Origin of the sequence: Listeria goaensis (assembly GCF_900186125.1) — a bacterium.
Lineage (GTDB): Bacteria > Bacillota > Bacilli > Lactobacillales > Listeriaceae > Listeria > Listeria goaensis.
In genome coordinates this window covers 1-20,428 of record NZ_FYBQ01000008.1, presented here as the reverse complement: position 1 = coordinate 20,428, position 20,428 = coordinate 1, and the positions used below count along the sequence as shown (strand labels likewise).

Annotated in this window: 16 protein-coding genes; 9 read left to right on the top strand and 7 right to left on the bottom strand. The window is 41.5% G+C overall.

Translation table 11 applies throughout. The annotated features are described in order from the left end of the window. Positions 1-40: 40 nt before the first annotated feature. The 3 genes from CFT42_RS09850 to CFT42_RS09840 are packed head-to-tail and all read right to left on the bottom strand — an operon-like array spanning position 41 to position 2,977. Positions 41-1,099 carry a zinc-binding metallopeptidase family protein gene (locus tag CFT42_RS09850; RefSeq protein WP_088810405.1) on the bottom strand — a complete coding sequence of 353 codons (1,059 nt, stop codon included), beginning with the start codon at positions 1,097-1,099 and terminating at the stop codon, positions 41-43. After that, a complete protein-coding gene (locus tag CFT42_RS09845; RefSeq protein WP_088816042.1) occupies positions 1,059-2,516 on the bottom strand; it encodes a PTS fructose-like transporter subunit IIBC in 1,458 nt (485 codons plus the stop codon). The genes CFT42_RS09850 and CFT42_RS09845 overlap by 41 nt, the downstream gene beginning before the upstream one ends. A 17-nt stretch (positions 2,517-2,533) precedes the next feature. Beyond that, positions 2,534-2,977 carry a PTS fructose transporter subunit IIA gene (locus CFT42_RS09840; protein ID WP_088810403.1) on the bottom strand — a complete coding sequence of 148 codons (444 nt, stop codon included), beginning with the start codon at positions 2,975-2,977 and terminating at the stop codon, positions 2,534-2,536. Between the two features lie 143 nt (positions 2,978-3,120). On the opposite strand from CFT42_RS09840, the gene CFT42_RS09835 reads away from it, so the two are divergent. Together CFT42_RS09835 and CFT42_RS09830 are read left to right on the top strand one after the other, a co-directional pair. Continuing rightward, positions 3,121-3,990 carry an alpha/beta hydrolase fold domain-containing protein gene (locus tag CFT42_RS09835; protein WP_088816041.1) on the top strand — a complete coding sequence of 290 codons (870 nt, stop codon included), beginning with the start codon at positions 3,121-3,123 and terminating at the stop codon, positions 3,988-3,990. A gap of 36 nt (positions 3,991-4,026) precedes the next feature. After that, entirely contained in the window at positions 4,027-4,665 is a 639-nt protein-coding gene (locus tag CFT42_RS09830; RefSeq protein ID WP_088810401.1) for a Vat family streptogramin A O-acetyltransferase, read from the top strand. Positions 4,666-4,795: 130 nt separating this feature from the next. On the opposite strand, the gene CFT42_RS09825 is transcribed toward CFT42_RS09830, so the two are convergent. From CFT42_RS09825 to CFT42_RS09815, 3 genes are all read right to left on the bottom strand, one after another. After that, entirely contained in the window at positions 4,796-5,329 is a 534-nt protein-coding gene (locus CFT42_RS09825; RefSeq protein WP_088816040.1) for a hypothetical protein, read from the bottom strand. Between the two features lie 96 nt (positions 5,330-5,425). Beyond that, positions 5,426-5,950, bottom strand: coding sequence for a hypothetical protein (locus CFT42_RS09820; protein ID WP_088816039.1), 525 nt, complete (start codon positions 5,948-5,950; stop codon positions 5,426-5,428). 253 nt (positions 5,951-6,203) lie between these two features. Next, positions 6,204-6,917 (bottom strand): YebC/PmpR family DNA-binding transcriptional regulator, encoded by a 714-nt coding sequence (locus CFT42_RS09815; protein ID WP_088816038.1) that lies wholly within the window; start codon positions 6,915-6,917, stop codon positions 6,204-6,206. Positions 6,918-7,067: 150 nt separating this feature from the next. On the opposite strand from CFT42_RS09815, the gene CFT42_RS09810 reads away from it, so the two are divergent. Beyond that, the gene (locus CFT42_RS09810) at positions 7,068-7,406 is read left to right on the top strand and encodes a zinc ribbon domain-containing protein YjdM (protein ID WP_088810397.1); all 339 of its coding nucleotides are present in this window, start codon (positions 7,068-7,070) and stop codon (positions 7,404-7,406) included. Between the two features lie 38 nt (positions 7,407-7,444). Here CFT42_RS09810 and CFT42_RS09805 read toward each other — a convergent pair whose 3' ends face one another. Then, entirely contained in the window at positions 7,445-8,047 is a 603-nt protein-coding gene (locus CFT42_RS09805) for a class I SAM-dependent DNA methyltransferase (protein WP_088816037.1), read from the bottom strand. A 174-nt stretch (positions 8,048-8,221) separates the two neighbouring features. Between CFT42_RS09805 and ppsA the strand changes: the two genes are divergently transcribed. The 6 genes from ppsA to CFT42_RS14980 form a co-directional block, all read left to right on the top strand. Beyond that, entirely contained in the window at positions 8,222-10,825 is a 2,604-nt protein-coding gene (gene ppsA, locus CFT42_RS09800) for a phosphoenolpyruvate synthase (RefSeq protein WP_088816036.1), read from the top strand. 26 nt (positions 10,826-10,851) lie between these two features. Continuing rightward, complete coding sequence (locus CFT42_RS09795; protein ID WP_244169958.1) at positions 10,852-11,529, top strand: HD domain-containing protein; 678 nt, start codon at positions 10,852-10,854, stop codon at positions 11,527-11,529. Positions 11,530-11,925: 396 nt separating this feature from the next. Beyond that, on the top strand, positions 11,926-13,008 hold the full coding sequence (uvrC, locus tag CFT42_RS09790) for an excinuclease ABC subunit UvrC (RefSeq protein WP_088816035.1): 1,083 nt from the start codon (positions 11,926-11,928) through the stop codon (positions 13,006-13,008). Between the two features lie 68 nt (positions 13,009-13,076). After that, complete coding sequence (locus tag CFT42_RS09785) at positions 13,077-13,526, top strand: DMT family transporter (RefSeq protein ID WP_088810392.1); 450 nt, start codon at positions 13,077-13,079, stop codon at positions 13,524-13,526. 48 nt (positions 13,527-13,574) lie between these two features. Continuing rightward, positions 13,575-14,006, top strand: a complete 432-nt coding sequence (locus CFT42_RS09780; RefSeq protein ID WP_369821476.1) for a DMT family transporter — start codon at positions 13,575-13,577, stop codon at positions 14,004-14,006. 331 nt (positions 14,007-14,337) lie between these two features. After that, the coding region (locus CFT42_RS14980) for an Ig-like domain-containing protein (protein WP_088816034.1) at positions 14,338-20,428 on the top strand (6,091 nt) is incomplete at its 3' end.

The following is a 20,428-nucleotide window of genomic DNA, read 5'->3' as shown; positions in this document are numbered from 1 at the left end:
ATGCAAGGAAGCTTAATTTTTAAGCTTCCTTGTTTTTGTATTAAAACTGACTAATTTCCGTATGGACTGACGTGCTATATGTGTTTACAAAGGAAGAAACGAGTTGCTTGGTCGCATTGTAATCGCAGCAGGAAATCATACTTGAATTTGCGTGTAAATAACGAGTTGGCAAAGTGAAGGCAATGACCGGGCGCCCGGAAGCCATCACGTTGTAGCGCCCGCCATCAGTTGCGCCCGTTTTCAGCGTGCAAAATTGCAAAGGAATATCCAGTTTTCCTGCTAACATTTTAAAAGCCTTTGTCAGTTTTTTGTGTGCCAAGTAGCGTTTATCGAAAAGCGGAATGCCAGCACCGCCGCCTAGTTTTAGCGGGAAATGAATCGGGTTGATGTTCGGCGTGTCACCTGCTACGAGCGTGTCTAAAATAATGGCGATGTCAGGCTCGATTTTTTGAACCGAAGTTTGTGCCCCGCGCAGGCCGACTTCTTCTTGCACCGTCGCCACGCCGTAAAGCGTCGCATTCGCATTATCAAATGCCTTGAAAATTTCCACCATGAGCGCACATCCCGCCCGATTATCGAGCGCTTTTCCGAGAATTTTATCGTCTGAAAGAGCAGCAAAATTCGCTTCTGGTGTCACAAAATCCCCGATGTTAACCCCTCTTTTTAGAACGGCTTCATAAGAATCTGCGCCAATATCAATAAACATTTCAGAAATAGCAGCAGGTTTTTGTTTCTCGCTTTCAGATAATGCATGCGGGGCAACCGACCCGATAATCCCTAAAACCTTTGCCCCGTCTTCCGTACGAATTTCAACGCGGTGATTCAGTAAGCTTTGACTCCAAAACGAACCAACCGTGTCAAAATAAATGAAACCATCTGCTGTAATATGTTTCACGATAAAGCCAACTTCATCCATGTGCGCAACGACCGCAATTTTAGGGCCGCTAGAACCTTTTCGCGCAATAAAGCTGCCTAAACCATCGTAACTAATTTCATCGGCCACACTTCCTAGTTCTTCCTTTAAAATTTGTCGCACTTCTTCTTCGTCGCCGCTTACGCTAGATGCCTTCACCAGTCGTTTCAGTAAGTCTTTCTTCATTTTTTAATTTCGCCTCTTTCCGTTTTAACCAAATCGATTTTAACGTAATAATCAAGAAAATATTTAGCGCGAGTCCAATGAATAGCGCCAGATAGAACCAATACCAAGGAGACATAAGTCCAATTAGCGGGTCGAAAATTCCAATTCCTGGTGCTAAACGTTCAACACCAAACATAATCGTTAGAACGCCAGCAATTCCGCCACTAATTGTGTTCGCCGTAATCATCGGCAGCGGCGCGGCAAGCGCATAAGGAATTGCTGGTTCTGTTGCAACGGTAGCCCCAACAATTATCGAGCTGATGGCAGCGCCTTTTTCTTGTTTTGTAAACAGGCGCGGGGCAATAAATGTAGCGATACCAGCGGCCATTGGTGGCATAAGTGCCACAACACCAACAATTGCGTACCAATCGTAAATCCCTTTATCCAGAAGAGCGAAGCAGAAGAACCAGGCTGTTTTATTAATCGGACCGCCCATATCAAAGGCAAGCATAGCGCCAACAAGGAAGGCCGCGGCAAATTTCATCGATGACGGAATCGTGTTCAAGAAATGAAGCATGCCGTCCATCATACCACCCATCAAAGGCCCAAGAACGTAGTAGGTTAAAATTCCAAAAACAAATAACGTGACAAAAGGGATAATCATCGAACCTAGGAGCGGCTGAAGTGCCTTGCCTAGTTTCACTTTACGGAAGTATTTCACAAAATAACCAACGCCAAGTCCGAGGACAACGGCACCAAGGAAACCAGCGCCTGATTGTGTGCCGAGCATCGTGTTATCATTCGCCAAATAAGTTACCAAGAAAGCAGGCGCAAATGCCGGCTTATCGCCAATTGAACTCGCAATATAAGCGCCCATAATTGGAATCATAAATTTAAAGCCAAGATAACCAATGGACTCAACAATCCAAGTGAATGACGGATCGCCGTTTGTCATATCAGTATACGGCATGCCAAATTGCACGAGCATATTAGCAATTGCAACAAGTAAACCACCGCCAATAACAAACGGAAGTGCTGCTGAAACGCCAGCCATCAGATGACCCATAACAGAACCAGATGGCGTTTCCTGTTTGCCCATTTTAACCGCTTGATCGCTGCCAAATGTCGTTGCTTTGGCACCCAAATCATCAAAAAGCGTTTCAATTTGTTTAAGCGCTTCAGAAACCTTAATTTCAACTACTTTTTTCCCAGCAAAACGGAAATAGTCATCTTCGCTAATCGTGCGTCCTAGCGCCAAAATGACGTAATCCGCCGCTTTAATTTCCGCCGGCGTCAAGTGGTTTTCGACCCCGCTCGCACCTTGCGTTTCCACTTTAATCGTATGCCCAAGCGATACCGCTTTTCGCTCCAGCGCCTCAGCGACCATATACGTGTGGGCGATGCCAGCAGGACAATTCGTGATAGCTACAATTTTCAACCTAAACCTCTCCTTTTTTAAGAAATTACTGAACGAATGAGACTTAAAATTTGATGCTCTTCACCCGTTTTTAATGCGCTTACAAAATCAGGGTCAACCAATTTGCGGCTAAGCTTTGACAACAGTTTTAAATGTTCCTCGCCGCCATTTGCAGGTACCATCAAGCAAATAAAACAAAATACTGGCGCACCGTCCAGTGCCTGCCATTCAATTTGTTCTGTGCTTCTAAAAAATAAGATACCAACTTCATTCACGGCGTCTGACTTGGCGTGGGGAATCGCAACGCCACCGCCAAATCCAGTGGTCGACTCTTGTTCACGCTTACATAAATCTTCAAAAAACAATTTCGTATCGCTTACTTTGCCCGTTTGATGCGCGACCTCGGCAATTTTTCCTAAAATTTCGTTTTTCGTTTTTCCTTCCAACTGTAAATCAATTCCATTTTCCGCCATAATGGGCATCACAATCACTCCAATTTCTATCGTTTGGGATCCTAGTTTTATTATAAGAGGAATGGTATTTTGAAAACAGCAAATTTTTGTCACTAGGAGGGTGACATTTTGTGATATAATGGCTTGCGAAGTAGTAGAAAGAAGGACGAAATATGAAAAAAAGCATGATGTTACGCGTGATTGAACTGGCAACGAAAGTCGCTAATGTGAAGAAAATTTGGAATTTGGAAGGCGAGCAGTTAAAAAAAGCGATTGCGAAAAAGCAAAAACAGCCGGCCGTACCGACAAAACTTGCTAAACGTTTTAATGTGTCCAAACATGAAATTGGCGCACATTCCTATTTTGAAATCACGCCAGAAACTAAAACGGAACAAACCATTATCTATTTAGCTGGCGGCGGCTTCATTTTGCCGATAACGTCCATGCATTACGAATTCATCGAACAAATTGCACTTGAAACAGGTGCTAGGTTAGTGGTACCAAATTATCCGCTCGCGCCTGATTACCATGTTGACGATGTGATGCGCTTTTTGAAGGAAGTCTATTTGAAATATCCGGGAGATGTGTCGCTCGTAGGAGACTCGGCAGGCGGAGCCATCGCGCTGTCATTTGTCCAGTTTTTGAAGCTAGAAAACCTAGCTTTACCCAAAAAAGTGGTTGGAATCTCCCCGTTCATGAATTTTTGCCTGGATAATCCGGCCATTTTTGAGGTGGAGCAGCGCGATAATGTGGTCGGGACGACGGCGCTAAAAGAGATTCGCACGTGGTACGCGAACGGCCGAGACTACACGGACAGCCTAGTGAGCCCGTTCTTTGGCGATTTTTCAGGCATCCCTGAAATTTTAATTCTCTCAAGCACGCGCGACATCACAAACCCTGACACCCATCTTTTTTTTGAAAAGGGACTTCCAAATGTGACATATTACGAGGCAGGCGAGCTTCCCCACATTTATCCGCTTTTCGAAATCCCAGAGTCCGAGGAAGCTAGGCGGTTGATTTTTGAGATGTTAAAAATGGTATAATAAAGAGGATAAATTTTGTGAGGAGGAGAGAGAGAAATGATTGGACCAAACCCAAATGAGCTTTATCCAAATCCTGACATTCGCTCGGTTGCGTTTATTAAAAACTGTGTGACGAATCCGTCTATTATTGTGGGGGATTATACGTATTATGACGATCCAGACGGGCCAGAAAATTTTGAGGCGCATGTGGAACATTTATATGATTTTCTCGGGGATAAATTGATAATCGGGAAATTCTGTGCGATTGCAAAAGGTATTACGTTTATTATGAACGGGGCGAATCATCGGATGGCTTCTGCCACAACATATCCGTTCAACATTATGGGCGGCGGCTTTGAGAAGGTGACGCCAAAATTAACGGATTTGCCATATAAAGGTGATACTGTTGTTGGAAATGATGTCTGGATTGGGCAAAATGTGACGGTAATGCCAGGCGTTCAAATTGGCGACGGAGCCATCATCGCAGCGAATTCGGTGGTCACTAAAAACGTGGGGGCGTATGAAATCTACGGCGGGAATCCCGCACGGAAAATAAAAGACCGCTTTTCTAAAGAGATAACACTTTGTTTAAAAGAACTCGCCTGGTGGGACTTCCCGAACGACAAGTTGGCGCGAAACTTAGAGATATTGTGCGATACTGACTTGACGCTTGAAAAACTCAAAGGGATAAAGTGAGGTGTGGGCTTCTACTCCTTATCAAGACATAAAGAAGAGGTAGTAGAGCTATTTGAATAAAAAAATATACTAAGATTAGTAGACAGAACCACGTGCACAGGTTCCCCTACTAGTCTTAGTATTTATTTTGTTAATCAATTTCTTCATCAAGCGTATATTCAGCAGGGGTAGTATCTATATGGGCTAGATTGGAAAATAGTTTATCGCCTAATTCTATATACTTAAAATCCATTAAATAGCCTTCTTTAGTACTCACTTTAACTGCCTGATAGTTTCTTTTAGATGTTTCAAACTCTATATTTTTATCAATATCTCCATTATAAATGACAATGTGATACGTACCATCTTTTTCTTGTTTATCGATAATGTTCCAAAAACCAGTGGACGACATCCCATGGCTTAAAATAGAGGTATTTATAGAAAAATAAATTCCTAGTATTGTAATCCCCATTAATACTACTCCACTAAATAGATGGCGGCCCTTAGCGAGATTAATAAAAATATTCAAGCCTAAAAATAGAAGGACAACATCTGAAAGTATTATTACAGCTAGGAACCAGCCATAAAAATCGTTCTCAAAGTACAAGAATGTATACAAGGAGGCGATTGAAATACTACAAATAAATAGTAAAATGACAGCAAAATAAGTTATCTTTTTCTTCATAAATTAGAATCTCCAATAAAATTAATTTGTTATATTTTTAGATTGTTCACTACTTTTATCATAGTTGCTAAAGCTTTATAAGGAATGGTTTTTATGTTATATATCTTCTTCACTAGAAATGTCAGTTGTTTGCGTAGTTATATGGTCTAAGTTTGAAAAAATGTTCCCGTTGATTTTTATATATTTAAAAGCTAACAAATAGCCTTTTCTATCACTCACATCAACAGAGTTATACTCTTTTTCATCTACTCGAAATTTTAAATATGTGTCTAAATCTAAGTAGTAAAGTTCTAAATAATATTGATCATTTACTTTTTCTTTACCTGCAATATTATAAAAACCTGTAACGATGCTCCCATCCCAATTAGAGATTTTTAGGGCAAAACCTATACTAAATACCACTACTAGACATGCGATTAGAGCGCTAAAGAAATGACGGGTTTTTAGTAGCTTAATTATGAGTAATGCTCCTAAAAATAGTAATACAATGTTGCTACTAATAATACTAATCAAAAACAGAGTTGAAAAATCTTTTTCGAAATATAAATATATAAAAGCTGAGGAGGATGCTAGGGCTACTGTTAATAAAAGAGCAAGCAAGAAGTAAATTATGTTTTTCATAGAATTTATTCTCCTAAATTTAGTTAGTGATATTTTGGATTTTCTCAGCACTTTGACCATTGCGAGTTCCGCAGAAATTCTAAGAAGTAATAGTAATAATAAAATAATAGGTGTAAAAAAATTAATGACTGATGCTGAGAAAATAATAAATTAATTTTTGTCTCGGAAATAAAAATAGAAAAACATAAAACCTTAATATCCCATGAAAAATGGAGTATTATGGCTCTATGCTTGTTTATTGATACCTTAACTTTTACAAATCCACATTATGATAAACTTTTTGTACGTCTTCTAAATCTTCAAGCGCATCAATTAGTTTTTCAAATTTCTCTAAATCATCGCCTTCTAGGGTGACTTCACTTTGGGGAAGCATTTCAATTTCGGCAACAGTAAATTCTTCGATGCCAGAAGCTTTAAGCGCTTCTTGGACGTTGTGGAATTCAGTTGGTTCAGCGTAAATAATGGCTTGACCATCTTCATCAATAATATCGCGTACGTCGACGTCTTGTTCCATTAAAAGTTCAAGTAGTTCTTCGGCATCTTTATTTTCCACGCCAAAAACAGCTGTGTTATCGAACATGTAAGCGACAGCACCGCTCACACCCATGTTTCCACCGTTCTTGTTGTATGCCGCGCGAACATCAGACGCGGTACGGTTGACGTTATTAGTGAGTGCATCCACGATGACCATGGATCCGTTTGGTCCAAAACCTTCGTATCTAAGTTCGGAGTAAGTTTCATCGCCTGTCCCTTTTGCCTTCTCGATAGCGCGGTCAATAATATGTTTTGGCACGTTGTAAGTTTTCGCGCGTTCAATAACGAAACGCAGCTTTTGGTTGGCATGAGGATCTGGTTCGCCTTGTTTTGCAGCGACATATATTTCAATCCCAAATTTTGCATAAATTCGACTGTTATTTGTATCTTTTGAAGCTTTTTTTTCCTTAATATTTGCCCATTTACGGCCCATAAGAACACTCTCTTTCCATATTTACGTTAAAAACACTAATTTTATTATATCGGGTTAACAGCGATTTGTTAAGCAGAAAATGAAAAAGCGCTGTGAAATTGTGAGTATTTGAGCTATAATAGAAGAAATGAATGGAGGAATGTGTTTAAAATGTCAAATTTGCCAAATTGCCCAGAATGTAAATCAGAGTACACTTACGAGGACCGTGGACTTTTTATTTGTCCAGAATGTGGTCATGAGTGGAGCGCGGAGGCGACAGCTACGGCTGACACAGAGCTCGTTGTGCGCGATGCAAACGGGAACCTGCTAACAGATGGTGACACGGTTTCAGTCATTAAAGATTTAAAAGTAAAAGGAAGCTCTTCTGCTTTGAAAATCGGGACGAAAGTTAAAAACATTCGATTAGTCGAAGGCGACCATAACATTGACTGTAAAATTGATGGCTTTGGTGCCATGAAATTAAAATCAGAATTCGTGAAGAAAATATAAAAAACAGCGGAAATTCAATTTGAATTTCCGCTGTTTTTTTAGTTGCTTTTTTCAGTAACCGCAATGAAAAGATCCGCATCCTGTTTCATAAACACATTTTCACCGTGGTGGAAAATATTTATTTCAGTAGACGAAAAGCCAGTTTCCTGCAATAAATTGCTAAGTTCAGAAGCAACAAAACCATTATGAACTTTTGGATGAAAGACGGCCTCGTTTTTATCAAAGTCGACAATGATTAAACGCCCAGAAGCATTCAAACTGTCGTAAAGGCGTTGTAAAATTAATTTCGTATCAGGAATATGTAGCAAAACTAATGAAACGATGATGATATCTACTTTTTCAGCCAAGCGTTCTTTCGTTAAATCAGCTACTTCCGCTTTTGCGTTTGAAATTGAGCGTTTCGCGATTTTTTCCTGAATGATTTCCACCATGTTTAGGGACGAATCAACAAGCAAAATGTCCTTCACTAAATCCGTAAGTGCTAAGCCAACAAGCCCCGTACCACTGCCATAATCTAACATATTCTTGTCATGCGCATCTGGTAATTTCGTACGAATTTGCGCCGAAATCACTTGTGCAAGCTCGATTCGGTCAGGAGAATCATATTTTTTCGCCATACCCTCAAAAACATTATTTTCCATTATACTTATCCTCCTAAAAAACAAAAACATGGTTTATAATCCCCAAATTAGGGCAAACCATGAATGTTCCGTATCTCTATTTCTATTATACCAGATAAAAAATTAGAATTATAGACTGTTTATTGTATTTTTTGCTTGCTATAATAAGTCTACTTTGAAAGAGGAGGAGATCAAATGGGTTCATTTGTTTATGATTTTCAGGAGATTGACCAAACGAAATTCTCTTTAGTGGGAGGAAAAGCAGCGAATTTAGGTGAGCTTAGGAAAATCCAAGCTATCCGCGTCCCAGCAGGTTTTTGCGTTACAACAGATGCCTTCCAAAAAATGATGGAGAGTTCAAGTGACATTCAACATGTGCTCACCCAATTGGCGGCTTTAGAAATCGGTCAACAAACGGCGATTCGCGAAGTTGCGCAAAAAATCCGTCATGCCATTTTAACTCAAGCGATACCAAATGAAGTAGCAGATGAAATCAAATCCGTCCTCCGAAGCTACGGAACTGATTTTGCCTATGCAGTGCGTTCGAGCGCGACAGCAGAAGACCTTTCGGGGGCGTCATTTGCAGGGCAACAAGATACATTTTTGAATATCAAGGGCGAAGATGGCATTTTAGCGCACGTTCAGAAGTGTTGGGCGTCGCTTTACAATGAACGGGCCATTATTTACCGGCTGCAAAATGGGTTTTCGGGCGAGCCTAAACTCGCGGTTGCCATTCAAAAACTCGTGCCGGCTGAGGCAGCAGGCGTGCTATTTACAGCGGATCCGCTTTCGGGGGATCGAACGGTCACGACGGTGGACGCAAGTTTTGGTTTAGGCGAAGGCCTTGTTTCTGGGCAAGTTCAGGCGGACGTTTATAAGACAAAAAACGGCAAGGTAACCTCTCGGCTGGTGGCGCAAAAAGAGGTCGCTTTTTTTACTCAGGGAGAAAAAGGGGTTTTGAAGCAGGCGCTTAGCGAGGAGAGGCGCGCCCAGCAAGTGCTCTCGAATGAACAAATTTTGGAGCTGACGAACGTGGGGCGTGAAATCGAGCGAAATTTTGGCTACCCGGTTGATGTGGAGTGGTGCTTATTTAACGGCAAGTTTTATGTCGTGCAAGCCCGTCCGATTACGACGCTTTACCCGCTACCGGCAAATGATGAGGCGGTTAAGCGAATTTATTTGTCAGTTGGGCACCAGCAAATGATGACCGAACCGCTCTTGCCACTTGGCATGTCTGTTTATGTGCAGACGTCTTTTGGCGAGCGATTTCAAGCGGGTGGCCGTCTGTTCGTTGATGTGTTGCCAAGGCTCGTTTCGCCTGAAAGCCGCTATGCTATTTTAGAAACGTTCGGTTCTGAGCCGCTAACGAAAGATGCGCTGACAACGATTTTAAAACGCGGCAATTTTGTTGAAACAGCAGACGAATTTGATGAAGCGAGAATTACAGAAAACAAAGTGAAAAAACTAGCATCTGTGCCAGAAACGATAAATCTCGACCCGCAAATTGTGCCTACCATCGTACAAAATCGTGAAAATGTGCTAAATGAGTTAAAACATGAGATTAAAACGTTAACTGGCGCCGAACTCATTCAGTTCATTCAAAATGATATAGCCAAATTAAAAAGCTTTTTGTCGGATAAACAAACGATTAGCGCCATCATGGCCTCCATGGATTCTGCCGCATGGCTAAACGAGAAAATGCAGGACTGGCTAGGCGAAATAAATGCCGCAGATGTTCTCTCACAGTCACTTCCAGACAACATCACGTCCGAAATGGGCCTCGCACTGCTTGACGTTGCCGACACACTCCGCCCGTATCCCGAAAACATCGCCTACTTGGAAAGCGTAAAAGACAATCAATTCTTAAAAGAGCTCCCTCGTTTTAAAGGAGGAGAAGAAGTACGCGCTGCCTTACTCGACTACCTACAAGCGTATGGTATGCGCTGTGTCGGCGAAATTGATTTAACGAAACCACGCTGGAGTGAGGAACCAGAAATACTTGTCCCAATGATTTTAAGCAACATTAAAAATTTCAGCCAAGGTGCTCGCAAAGAAAAATTTGATGCCGGTCTAACGGAAGCGTCAAACAAACGGAGCGAACTATTAGAACGCCTCATGGAGCTCGAAGACGGGGAAACAAAAGCGGCTGAAACTAGTCAGGTCATTCAGGCGCTCCGAACGTTCAGCGGTTTCCGCGAGTATCCAAAATATGTCATGATCACGCATTATTTTGTCTACAAACAAGCGCTTTTAAAAGAAGCAGAAACCCTGCAAATTGCTGGCCTCATCGAGCAACCAGAGGATATTTATTACCTCACGCTTGCTGAATTAGAAGAAGTATTCCAAACGCAAACCGCCAATGCCGAGCTTATCCAAAAACGAAAAGCCGAGTATGACTTGTATCAAACCCTAACACCGCCTAGAGTCATGACGTCAGACGGCGAAATTGTGACAGGAGAATATAAAACGGACGACCTTCCAAAAGGCGCCATTCCAGGGCTTGCCGTTTCTTCTGGTGTTGCCGAAGGACGCGCCCGAGTGATTACCAAAATAGAAGACGCCGCACTCGAACCGGGAGACATTCTCGTAACCACTTTTACCGACCCAAGTTTTACGCCGTTATTTCTTGGGATTAAAGGTTTAGTGACAGAAGTCGGCGGCTTGATGACACACGGCGCCGTCATTGCACGCGAATATGGCCTCCCGGCAGTTGTAGGCGTAGACGGCGCAACCAGCCAAATCAAAGACGGCCAAATGATCCGCGTAAATGGCACGAAAGGTTATATTGAGATTTTGTAGATGTCATTAACTGAGGTGAAAAAAATATGGAGATAGCCGACTATTTATATGGAAATTTTGAGGTTGAACAAGTGGTGGTTGAGCTAATGGAGTCAGCCCCCGTTCAAAGATTAAAAGAAATCCACCAAGGAGGCGCGAGCTATATTGTAAATCCTTCATGGAATGTAAATCGCTACGACCATTCTGTTGGAGTAATGCTCCTCATTAAAAAGTTGGGCGGGTCTCTTGAGGAACAAATTGCAGGACTTCTCCATGATATTTCGCATACAGCTTTTTCGCATGTAATTGATATGAGCTTGAAGCTGATAGATGAAAGTTATCATGAAAAGATATTTGAAGATATTGTACTGCGTTCAGAAATTCCCAAAATCCTAAAAAAATATGGGATAAACTTATCAACTATTTTAAACGGCAATTGGCTTCTTTTAGACAAAAAACTTCCCTTTTTAAGTGTAGATAGAATTGATTATACATTGCGAGACATGTATGAGTATGGCTTCATTACGCTTGATGAAAGTCATTCCTTTTTAAAAAAATTGGTTTTAATGGATGATCAAATTGTTGTGACATCTTTAAAAAGTGCAGAATGGTTTGTTGAAATTTATAAGAGAGAAGTGATAGATTTCTTTTATCATCCATTAAACATTTATGGATACGAACGACTATCTTCTGCCTTAAACCTCGCTCTTGAAAAAATATTATAAAGTGGGAAGACTTATTAAAAACAGATGATGAGGTGCTCGAAATCTTAAAATCATCTAAGAACCAAGAGCTTAGCGAGTGCATACGCGAGTTATATGCCAAAGTAGTCGTCAGAAAATCAGAACAATCATTTGATATCCATAAGAAGCTAAAGTGGCGCTACGTTGATCCGCTTGTGAGAATAGCTGGAAAGATAGAGTGTGCGTCTAAATACTCTATCAAAATTAGAAAGCTGAACGAGAAAATCAAAAAAATCTCTCAAAACGGGGTTTATTTAAAAGTGAGCGAATTTGAATAAACAACTCAATTTGACAAAAGACATTTCCTGTCTCGTCTTTACAAAACTATCCGAAAGGGCTAAAATAAAAGGGCGAACGTACGTTTTTGGAGGTCGTCAAATGAATAGCGAGTTGCAGCAAAAACTCAAAACTTTGCCAGAGTCGCCAGGTTGCTACATGTATCGCGACAAAAAAGGCGAAATTTTATATATTGGAAAATCAAAAAACTTAAAAAAACGTGTAAAATCCTATTTTACAAAAACGCAAATTGGGAAAACAAAACGTTTAGTTCACCATATCCACGATTTTGAACTTATTCTTACAGACACCGAACAAGAGGCACTTCTGCTTGAAATGACGCTCATCATGAAATATCAGCCGCCCTATAACGTTATGTTGAAAGAAGAAATCCGCTATCTCTACATTAAAATCACAAACGAAAAAAACCCGCATCTTGAGCTCACAAAAGACATCGAAAAAGACGGTGCCCATTACTTTGGACCATACGCAAGCCGTTACATGGCAACAGAAACCCTTGAATTGCTACAAAAACTTTACCCCCTCTGTTATTGTTCAGGAAAGCGAGGCCGACCATGTTTTTACTATCATTTAGGCATGTGTATTGGCCCTTGTGCTAGAAATGTGAGTCAAGAAGAGTATACAAGGCAAATCAAAAAGATTAGGCACTTTTTAAACGGCGGACAAACAGAAGTCAAACGGGAAATGAAAATGCGTATGGCAAGCCAAATGGAGGCGCTCGAATTTGAACGAGCCAAAGAAACAAATGAACTTTTAAGCGTGTTAGAACGCCTTACCGAAAAACAAAAAGTAATCACCCGCGATTTTGGCCACCGCGACGTAGCCAATTTTGTCGCCGGAGAAGCGGCTCTCGCCGTTCAAGTTTTCTTCGTTCGAAATGGCGCCATCGTTGGCCGAACCGCAAAAGTATTTGAGTATACAACGGACCTCGAAGAAATGGTCGAAAGCTACCTCGTCACATTTTATTCGCATCCCAACCATTTAAAACCAAAAGAACTACTCATCCCAGAACAACTAAACGCGAAATTATTAGCAGAAACGCTCGAAATCAAAGTCCGCACGCCTAAAAAAGGCGAAAAGAAAGCACTATTAAATCTTGTTTATGAAAATGCCAAAAGCGCGTTAGATGCGCATTATAAAATGCTTGAATATGCTGAACAGTAATGGTGTTTACAAATGGCATATTTACGCGTAAACTAAGTGAGTGAATTAGAGAGGGAGAAGGAAAAAAATTGATTGCTTTTTACTTACTAGCCGGTATTCTAGCTGGCATGATGCTGCCCGTTCAAACATCTGTAAACACGCGATTAAAAGGGTACACACAATCACCGTTCATCGCATCATTCGTTTCATTTGCAGTCGGCAGCACCGTTTTACTTATTATTTCATTAATTACATTTCGTGATTATAGTGTGTTTAGCGAGGCCATCGCTACAAGCCCATGGTGGATTTGGTTTGGCGGCGGTGTGCTCGGCATCATTTTCTTAACGAATAACATTTTACTTTTACCAAAATTAGGCGCGGCATTAACCGTTATGGTGACCGTTTGTGGACAAATGATTATGGCAATTTTAATCGACCAGTTCGGCTGGTTCAATTTGCCTGTCCATGAACTAAACCCCGAACGACTCATTGGAGTGTTACTCATGTTTTTCGGCGTCTTTTTGATGCAAAGATTTTAGGGAGGGATTCATTTGGTTAAACAAGCTCCAAAAACAGTATTTTTATTCATGATGATGGGCTTTTTCGCTGGAATGATGTCGCCCGTTCAAACGTCCATCAACGGAAAACTTCGCGAAGCCGTCGGGTCTCCGTTTGTCGCTTCGCTAATCTCGTTTTCAGTCGGAACAATCGCGCTTTTCATCATTTGCCTTGTCGTTGAGAAAAGAGTCACTTTTAAACTTCGCGGTGTCGGAAAAGTACCGTGGTGGATTTTCACAGGCGGCCTAATGGGCGTTTTCTTCATCACGTCTAATATCCTGCTTCTGCCAGTGCTCGGCTCCGCAATGGTTGTTGTTCTCGCGATTTGTGGTCAAATGCTCATCGCTCTTTTAATTGACCATTTCGGCTGGTTCGGAGTTATCCGCCATCCGATTAATCGCTACCGTGTTTTAGGGGTTCTTATTATGCTGATAGGCGTTATTCTAATTCAAAAATTCTGATTTAAAAAGGTATAAAATAACGAAAAAAAGTGAGAAATTTATTTTTCTCGCTTTTTTTGCTGTTTGAAGTTTAGTTGTGTCATTTTGTCACAGAATTTACAAAAAATCAATTGGAAAATCTATTTTTATAGCCATTTTCAATAGATTTTAAGTGTTACTATGAAAAAGTATAGAATATCAATTTGTTTTAGAAGAGGAGGATTGACGAAAAAATTAGATATCTATAGACGGGAAGCGATTTAGTAGAAAAGAGTTTAGGGATTAGAACCCTAATGTAAATTTTCTATCTTTTATTATGTTCAAAAAACAATTAAGAAGGAGAATTGACAATTTGAAGATCAAAAAATCAAAGTTGAAAAAAATTGCACTTAGTACAGTGGCAGCAACTGTTTTTGCGTCGACTATTGCGACATCGATACCGTTTAATGTAGTAACGGCAGATGCAGCTAATGCTGGCGTAAATAATCTTAAAGCCAATTTGGAAGCAGGTAGCGGAAATCTTGTGGATGCAAGTTTCAGCAGTAAACTAAAGTGGTATCCTATCTATTGGATTGGTGTACCAAATACAGGTAATTTAACAAGGCCTGGTTGGGGAACATCTCAAGATGGTTGGGAATATACGTGGAATAATGATAATTATGCCGCTAAATTCTCTGGGAATGGAATAGGTCAAATACGTGCTAATCAAACACAACCTTACGCTACATCTTTTGGGATAGGTCAAGGTTTCGACACGGTGGCAGGACATAACTATCGAATTCAATATAGAGTTACGCCAACTGGGGGAACTGGAAAAGTAGAGGTGGCTGTTAATAATGGGGACAATTATTTCCCGAATGTAACCGATCGCGATGCACTCTACTCTCATCATAACAGTCCTTATGGCTTTGCAAATGCTGACGGTCAATTAACAACTGGTACATTTACAGCACTTTCAGACAAGTCTCACGTTATGTTTGAAACAACGAATGGGACCATTCAAATGAGCGATTTTAGCATTGTCGATTTAGATGCAGAAATTGCGCCGACAACGATTAATGCACTAACAACAGATTCTGTAAAAGCAGAAGGAACAGCTGAGCCAAATGCAAAGATTGTGTTTAAAGATCAAAATAACAATCAAATTGCAAGTGGCGATGTAGCCGCTAATGGTACGTACAGTGTAACTATTCCGAAGCAAGCCGCAGGAACGGTTGTAACGGCAACTGCGACAGCAGAGAATGATAAAACAGCAAGTGCAAATACAACAGTTACCCAAGGCAATATTGCACGAACAGTCATCAATCCTTTAACAACGGATTCAATAAAAGCAGAAGGAACAGCTGAACCAGGTGCAAGCATTGTGTTTAAAGATCAAAACAACAATCAAATTGCAACTGGTACTGTAACCGCAAGTGGTACGTACAGTGTAACCATTCCGAAGCAAGTGGTGGGAACAACTGTAACGGCAACGGCAACAAAAGGTGGTAAGACAGAAAGCGATTCTACAATTGTTACACAAGGGAATCTTGTGCAAACAACTATTGGCGCGTTAACGACTAATTCTACTCTTGCAGAAGGAACTGCCCAACCCAACGCAGATATTACGATTAAAGTTGGTGGAAATACAATTGCAACAGGTAGGGTTTCCGCTGATGGTAATTACAGCTTAGGTATTCCAAAACAAGCCGTAGGAACAATCGTTACCGCAACAGCTACATTAGCTGGCAAAACGTCGAGTGCGAATACGACCGTCACACAAGGAGCTATTGCGCAAACCACAATTAATTCCTTAACAACAGATTCAATAAAAGCAGAAGGAACCGCTGAACCAAATGCGGCTATTGTGATTAAAGATCAAAATAATAACCAACTGGCTAATGGTCAAGTGGCTTCTGATGGCACGTATAGCTTGACGATTTCAAAACAAGCCGTAGGAACAATTGTAACGGCAACGGCAACAAAAGATAGCCAAACATCGAGTGCGAATACAACCGTTTCACAAGGGAACCTTGCGCAAACAACGATTAATGCGTTAACAACGGATTCGATAAAAGCACAAGGAACAGCTGAACCTAACTCGAATGTAGTGATTAAAGTAGGTTCGAGTACAATTGGGACGGGACAAGCGGGTTCTGATGGTCGCTATGACATTACCATTCCGAAACAAACAGTCGGAACAGTTGTAACGGCAACCGCGACAATTGGCGAGAAAACATCGAGTGCCAACACAACCGTCACTCAAGGTAGTATCGCGAAAACAACGATTAACCCATTGAACACAGATTCTGTGAAAGCAGAAGGTACTGCAGAACCAAATGCGCCGATTGTGTTTAAAGATCAAAATAACAATCAAATTGCAAGTGGAACAGTAGGTTCTGATGGTATTTATAGTGTGACGATTCCGAAACAATTGGTTGGAACGATTGTCACAGCGACAGCAACTAAAAATGGAAAAACAGAGAGTGCCGTTGCGGTCGTTACTAATGATCGTATTGCGCAAACTACCATTAACCCATTAAATACTGAATCCGTAACGGCTTCAGGGGCTGGTGAGCCAAACGCAACAATCGTTCTAAAAGATCAAGATAACAACCAAATTGCAAGTGGAAGAATTGGTTCTGATGGAATTTACACGGTGACGATTCAACCACAAGCAGCTGGAACAGTTGTAACAGCAACCGCGACATCGAATGGTAAGACATCAAGTGCAAATACAACAGTCATCAATGATCGTATTGCGCAAACTACCATTAATTCGTTAACAACGGATTCTGTAAAAGCAGAAGGAACGGCTGAGCCAAACGCGAATATTGTGATTAAAGACCAAAACAATACGCAACTGGCAAGTGGAAAAGTAGGCTCTGATGGGAAATACAGCTTGACGATTCCACAACAAAGTATGGGAACAGTTGTCACAGCTACTGCAACAGCGAACGGAAAAACATCGAGTGCAAATACGACCGTAACAGCGGGCGCAACAATTGCACAAACGACGATTGATCCATTAACAACAACATCAACGATTGCACAAGGAACTGCGGAACCGAATGCAAGCATGGTGATTAAAGCAGGTACGACAACGATTGCCCAAGGAGCTGCAGGTTCTGACGGACGTTATAGTTTCACTATCCCTGTACAAGCAGAAGGGACAATGGTAACGGCGACAGCCACTGCAAATGGAAAAACATCGAGTGCCTCTACTGAAGTTACGCGTGAACATACGGGAACCGTAACGGTGAAAGAAGACTTCTATGTGGGCTATGACAGTCGCATTCAAGCCGAAGTAACAGGGGATATTACAAAAGTGTATCTCGAAGTAGATGGTGTTAGAAAATCAACCATTCCTGTTACAGGAAGCTTTGAATATTATGCAAAAGGCGTGATAACAAATACGAATCAAGTCGCGTATTTAGTTGGTCTTGATGCATCCAATCAAGAATTAGACCGGAAACGTGTGACGGTGAAAGATGGCGACTTAAAAGTTGGAACGATTACACCGAATACCTTTGTTGTTGGTGGTGCAGATTCTTATGTACGCGGAACATACACAGGTTCTGTTGTCAAAGTAGGACTTGTTGTAAATGGGACGCCTCTTACGAAGATTCCAGTTGGAACAGATGGTACCTTCCAATATTATGCACGTACAGCTATCACAAATGCAGCAACAGATGAAGTCTATGCGATTGGTTATAACTCAGAAAATCTTGAAATTGCAAGAACAAGAGTACCACTAGTTGCTACTATTGCAGATACAACGATTAATGCATTAACAACGGATTCCGTAAAAGCAGAAGGAACAGCGGAACCAAATGCGGATATTGTGATTAAAGACCAAAACAATACGCAAATCGGGAGTGGAAAAGTAGGTTCTGATGGAAACTACAGCATTACGATTCCAAAACAAGCCGTTGGAACAGTTGTCACGGCAGCTGTAACGAAGAACGGCCAAACGAAGAGTGCGGATACAACAGTCACGCAAGGAAATCTTGCGTCGACAACGATTAATGCGTTAACAACGGATTCTGTAAAAGCAGAAGGAACCGCGGAACCAAATGCATCAATTGCAATAAAAGTCGGTCAAACGACGATTGCAACGGGTACATCTAATGCAAGTGGAGCCTACAGCATTACGATTCCAAAACAAACAGTTGGAACAGTTGTCGAATCAACGGCAACAAAAAATGGCAAAACATCAAATACGGCAACCACAACAGTTACTCAAGGAGCGATTGCCGCAACGACAATTAACAGTCTAACAACCGATTCCGTGAAAGCAGAAGGAACGGCTGAACCAAACGCGGATATGACAATTAAAGTCGGTCAAACAACAATTGCAACAGGAAAAGCAGATGCTAGTGGTCATTACAGCATTACGATTCCAAAACAAGCAGTTGGAACAGTTGTGGAAGCAACGGCAACAAAAAATGGTGTAACATCGAATACGGCAACCACAACGGTAACGCAAGGAGACCTTGCGCCGACAACGATTAATGCGTTAACAACGGACTCTGTGAAAGCAGAAGGAACAGCAGAGCCAAATGCATCAATTACAATAAAAGCCGGCCAAACGACGATTGCAACGGGTACATCTAATGCAAGTGGAGCCTATAGCATTACGATTCCGAAACAAACTGCTGGTACGATTGTAACGGCAACCGCAACGAAGAATGGCAAATCAGCAAGTGCGAACACAACGGTTACCCAAGGCAATATTGCGCCAACAACGATTGGTGCCTTGACAACGGATTCTACAGTAGCCGAAGGAACAGCCGAGCCGAATGCAACGATTGTGATTAAAGATCAAAATAACAATCAGTTAGCAAGTGGTCGTGTAGCGTCAGATGGTACGTACCTTCTCTTAATTCCGAAACAAGCAGTTGGAACGGTTGTAACTGCAACAGCAAGTGCAAGTGGAAAAACAGAGAGTGCAAGTACTACGGTTACTCAAGGTAATATTGCGCCGACAACAATTGGTGCTTTGACAACGGACTCTACATCAGTAGCAGGAACAGCAGAGCCAAATGCAACGATTGTGATTAAAGATCAAGATGATAATCAATTAGCAAGTGGTCGTGTAGCGTCAGATGGCACGTACCTTCTAGTGATTCCAAAACAAGTTGTTGGAACTGTAGTAACGGCAACAGCAAGTGCAAGTGGAAAAACAGCAAGTGCGAGTACAACAGTTACCCAAGGCAATATTGCCCCAACAACGATTAATGCATTAACAACAGATTCAGTGAAAGCGGAAGGAACCGCAGAGCCGAATGCAACAATTGTAATTAAAGACCAAAATGATAATCAAATTGCAAGCGGCCGAGTAACATCAGACGGTACGTATAGTATTACGATTCCAAAACAAGCATTTGGAACAGTCGTAACCGCGACAGCAAGTGCAAATGGAAAAACAGCAAGTGCGAATACAACGGTTACTCAAGGTAACCTTGCACCAACGACAATTAATAGCTTAACGACAGATTCTGTGAAAGCAGAAGGAACAGCAGAACCAAACGCAGATATGGCTATTAAAGTAGGTAACACTACGATTGCAACAGGAAAAGTGGATGCGAATGGAAACTACAGCATCACCATTCCAAAACAAGCGGCTGGAGTAGTTGTGACAGCTGATGCAACGAAAAATAGTAAGTCAGCGAGTGCAAACACAACCGTTATTCAAGGAGATATTGCGCCGACAACAATTGGTGCTTTGACAACGGACTCTACATCAGTAGCAGGAACCGCAGAGCCAAATGCAACGATTGTGATTAAAGATCAAAATGATAATCAAATTGCAAGTGGCCGAGTAGCATCAGATGGTACGTATCTTCTCTTAATTCCAAAACAAGTTGTTGGAACTGTGGTAACGGCAACGGCAAGTGCGAGTGGAAAAACAGCAAGTGCGAGTACAACCGTCACACAAGGTAATATTGCTGCAACAACAATTAATCCACTTACAACAGATTCTGTGAAAGCAGAAGGAACCGCAGAACCGAACGCAACGATTGTATTTAAAGATCAAAACAACAACCAAATTGCAAGTGGTGTTGTTCAAGCGAACGGCACATATAGCATTACGATTCCAAAACAAGCAGTCAATACGGTTGTAACGGCAACCGCAACGAAGAATGGTAAATCTTCAAGTGCGAATACAACCGTCACCCAAGGTAATATTGCACCAACGACGATTAACTCACTTACAACGGATTCTGTGAAAGCAGAAGGAACCGCAGAACCAAACGCAACGATTGTGATTAAAGATCAAAACAACAACCAAATTGCAAGTGGAACGGTAGCTTCTGATGGAACGTATATGTTAACTATTCCAAAACAAGCATTTGGAACGGTCGTAACGGCAAGTGCAACAGCGAAAGGCAAAACAGAAAGTGCGAATACTACGGTTGCACAAGGTAATATTGCGCCAACGACAATTAATGCCTTAGATT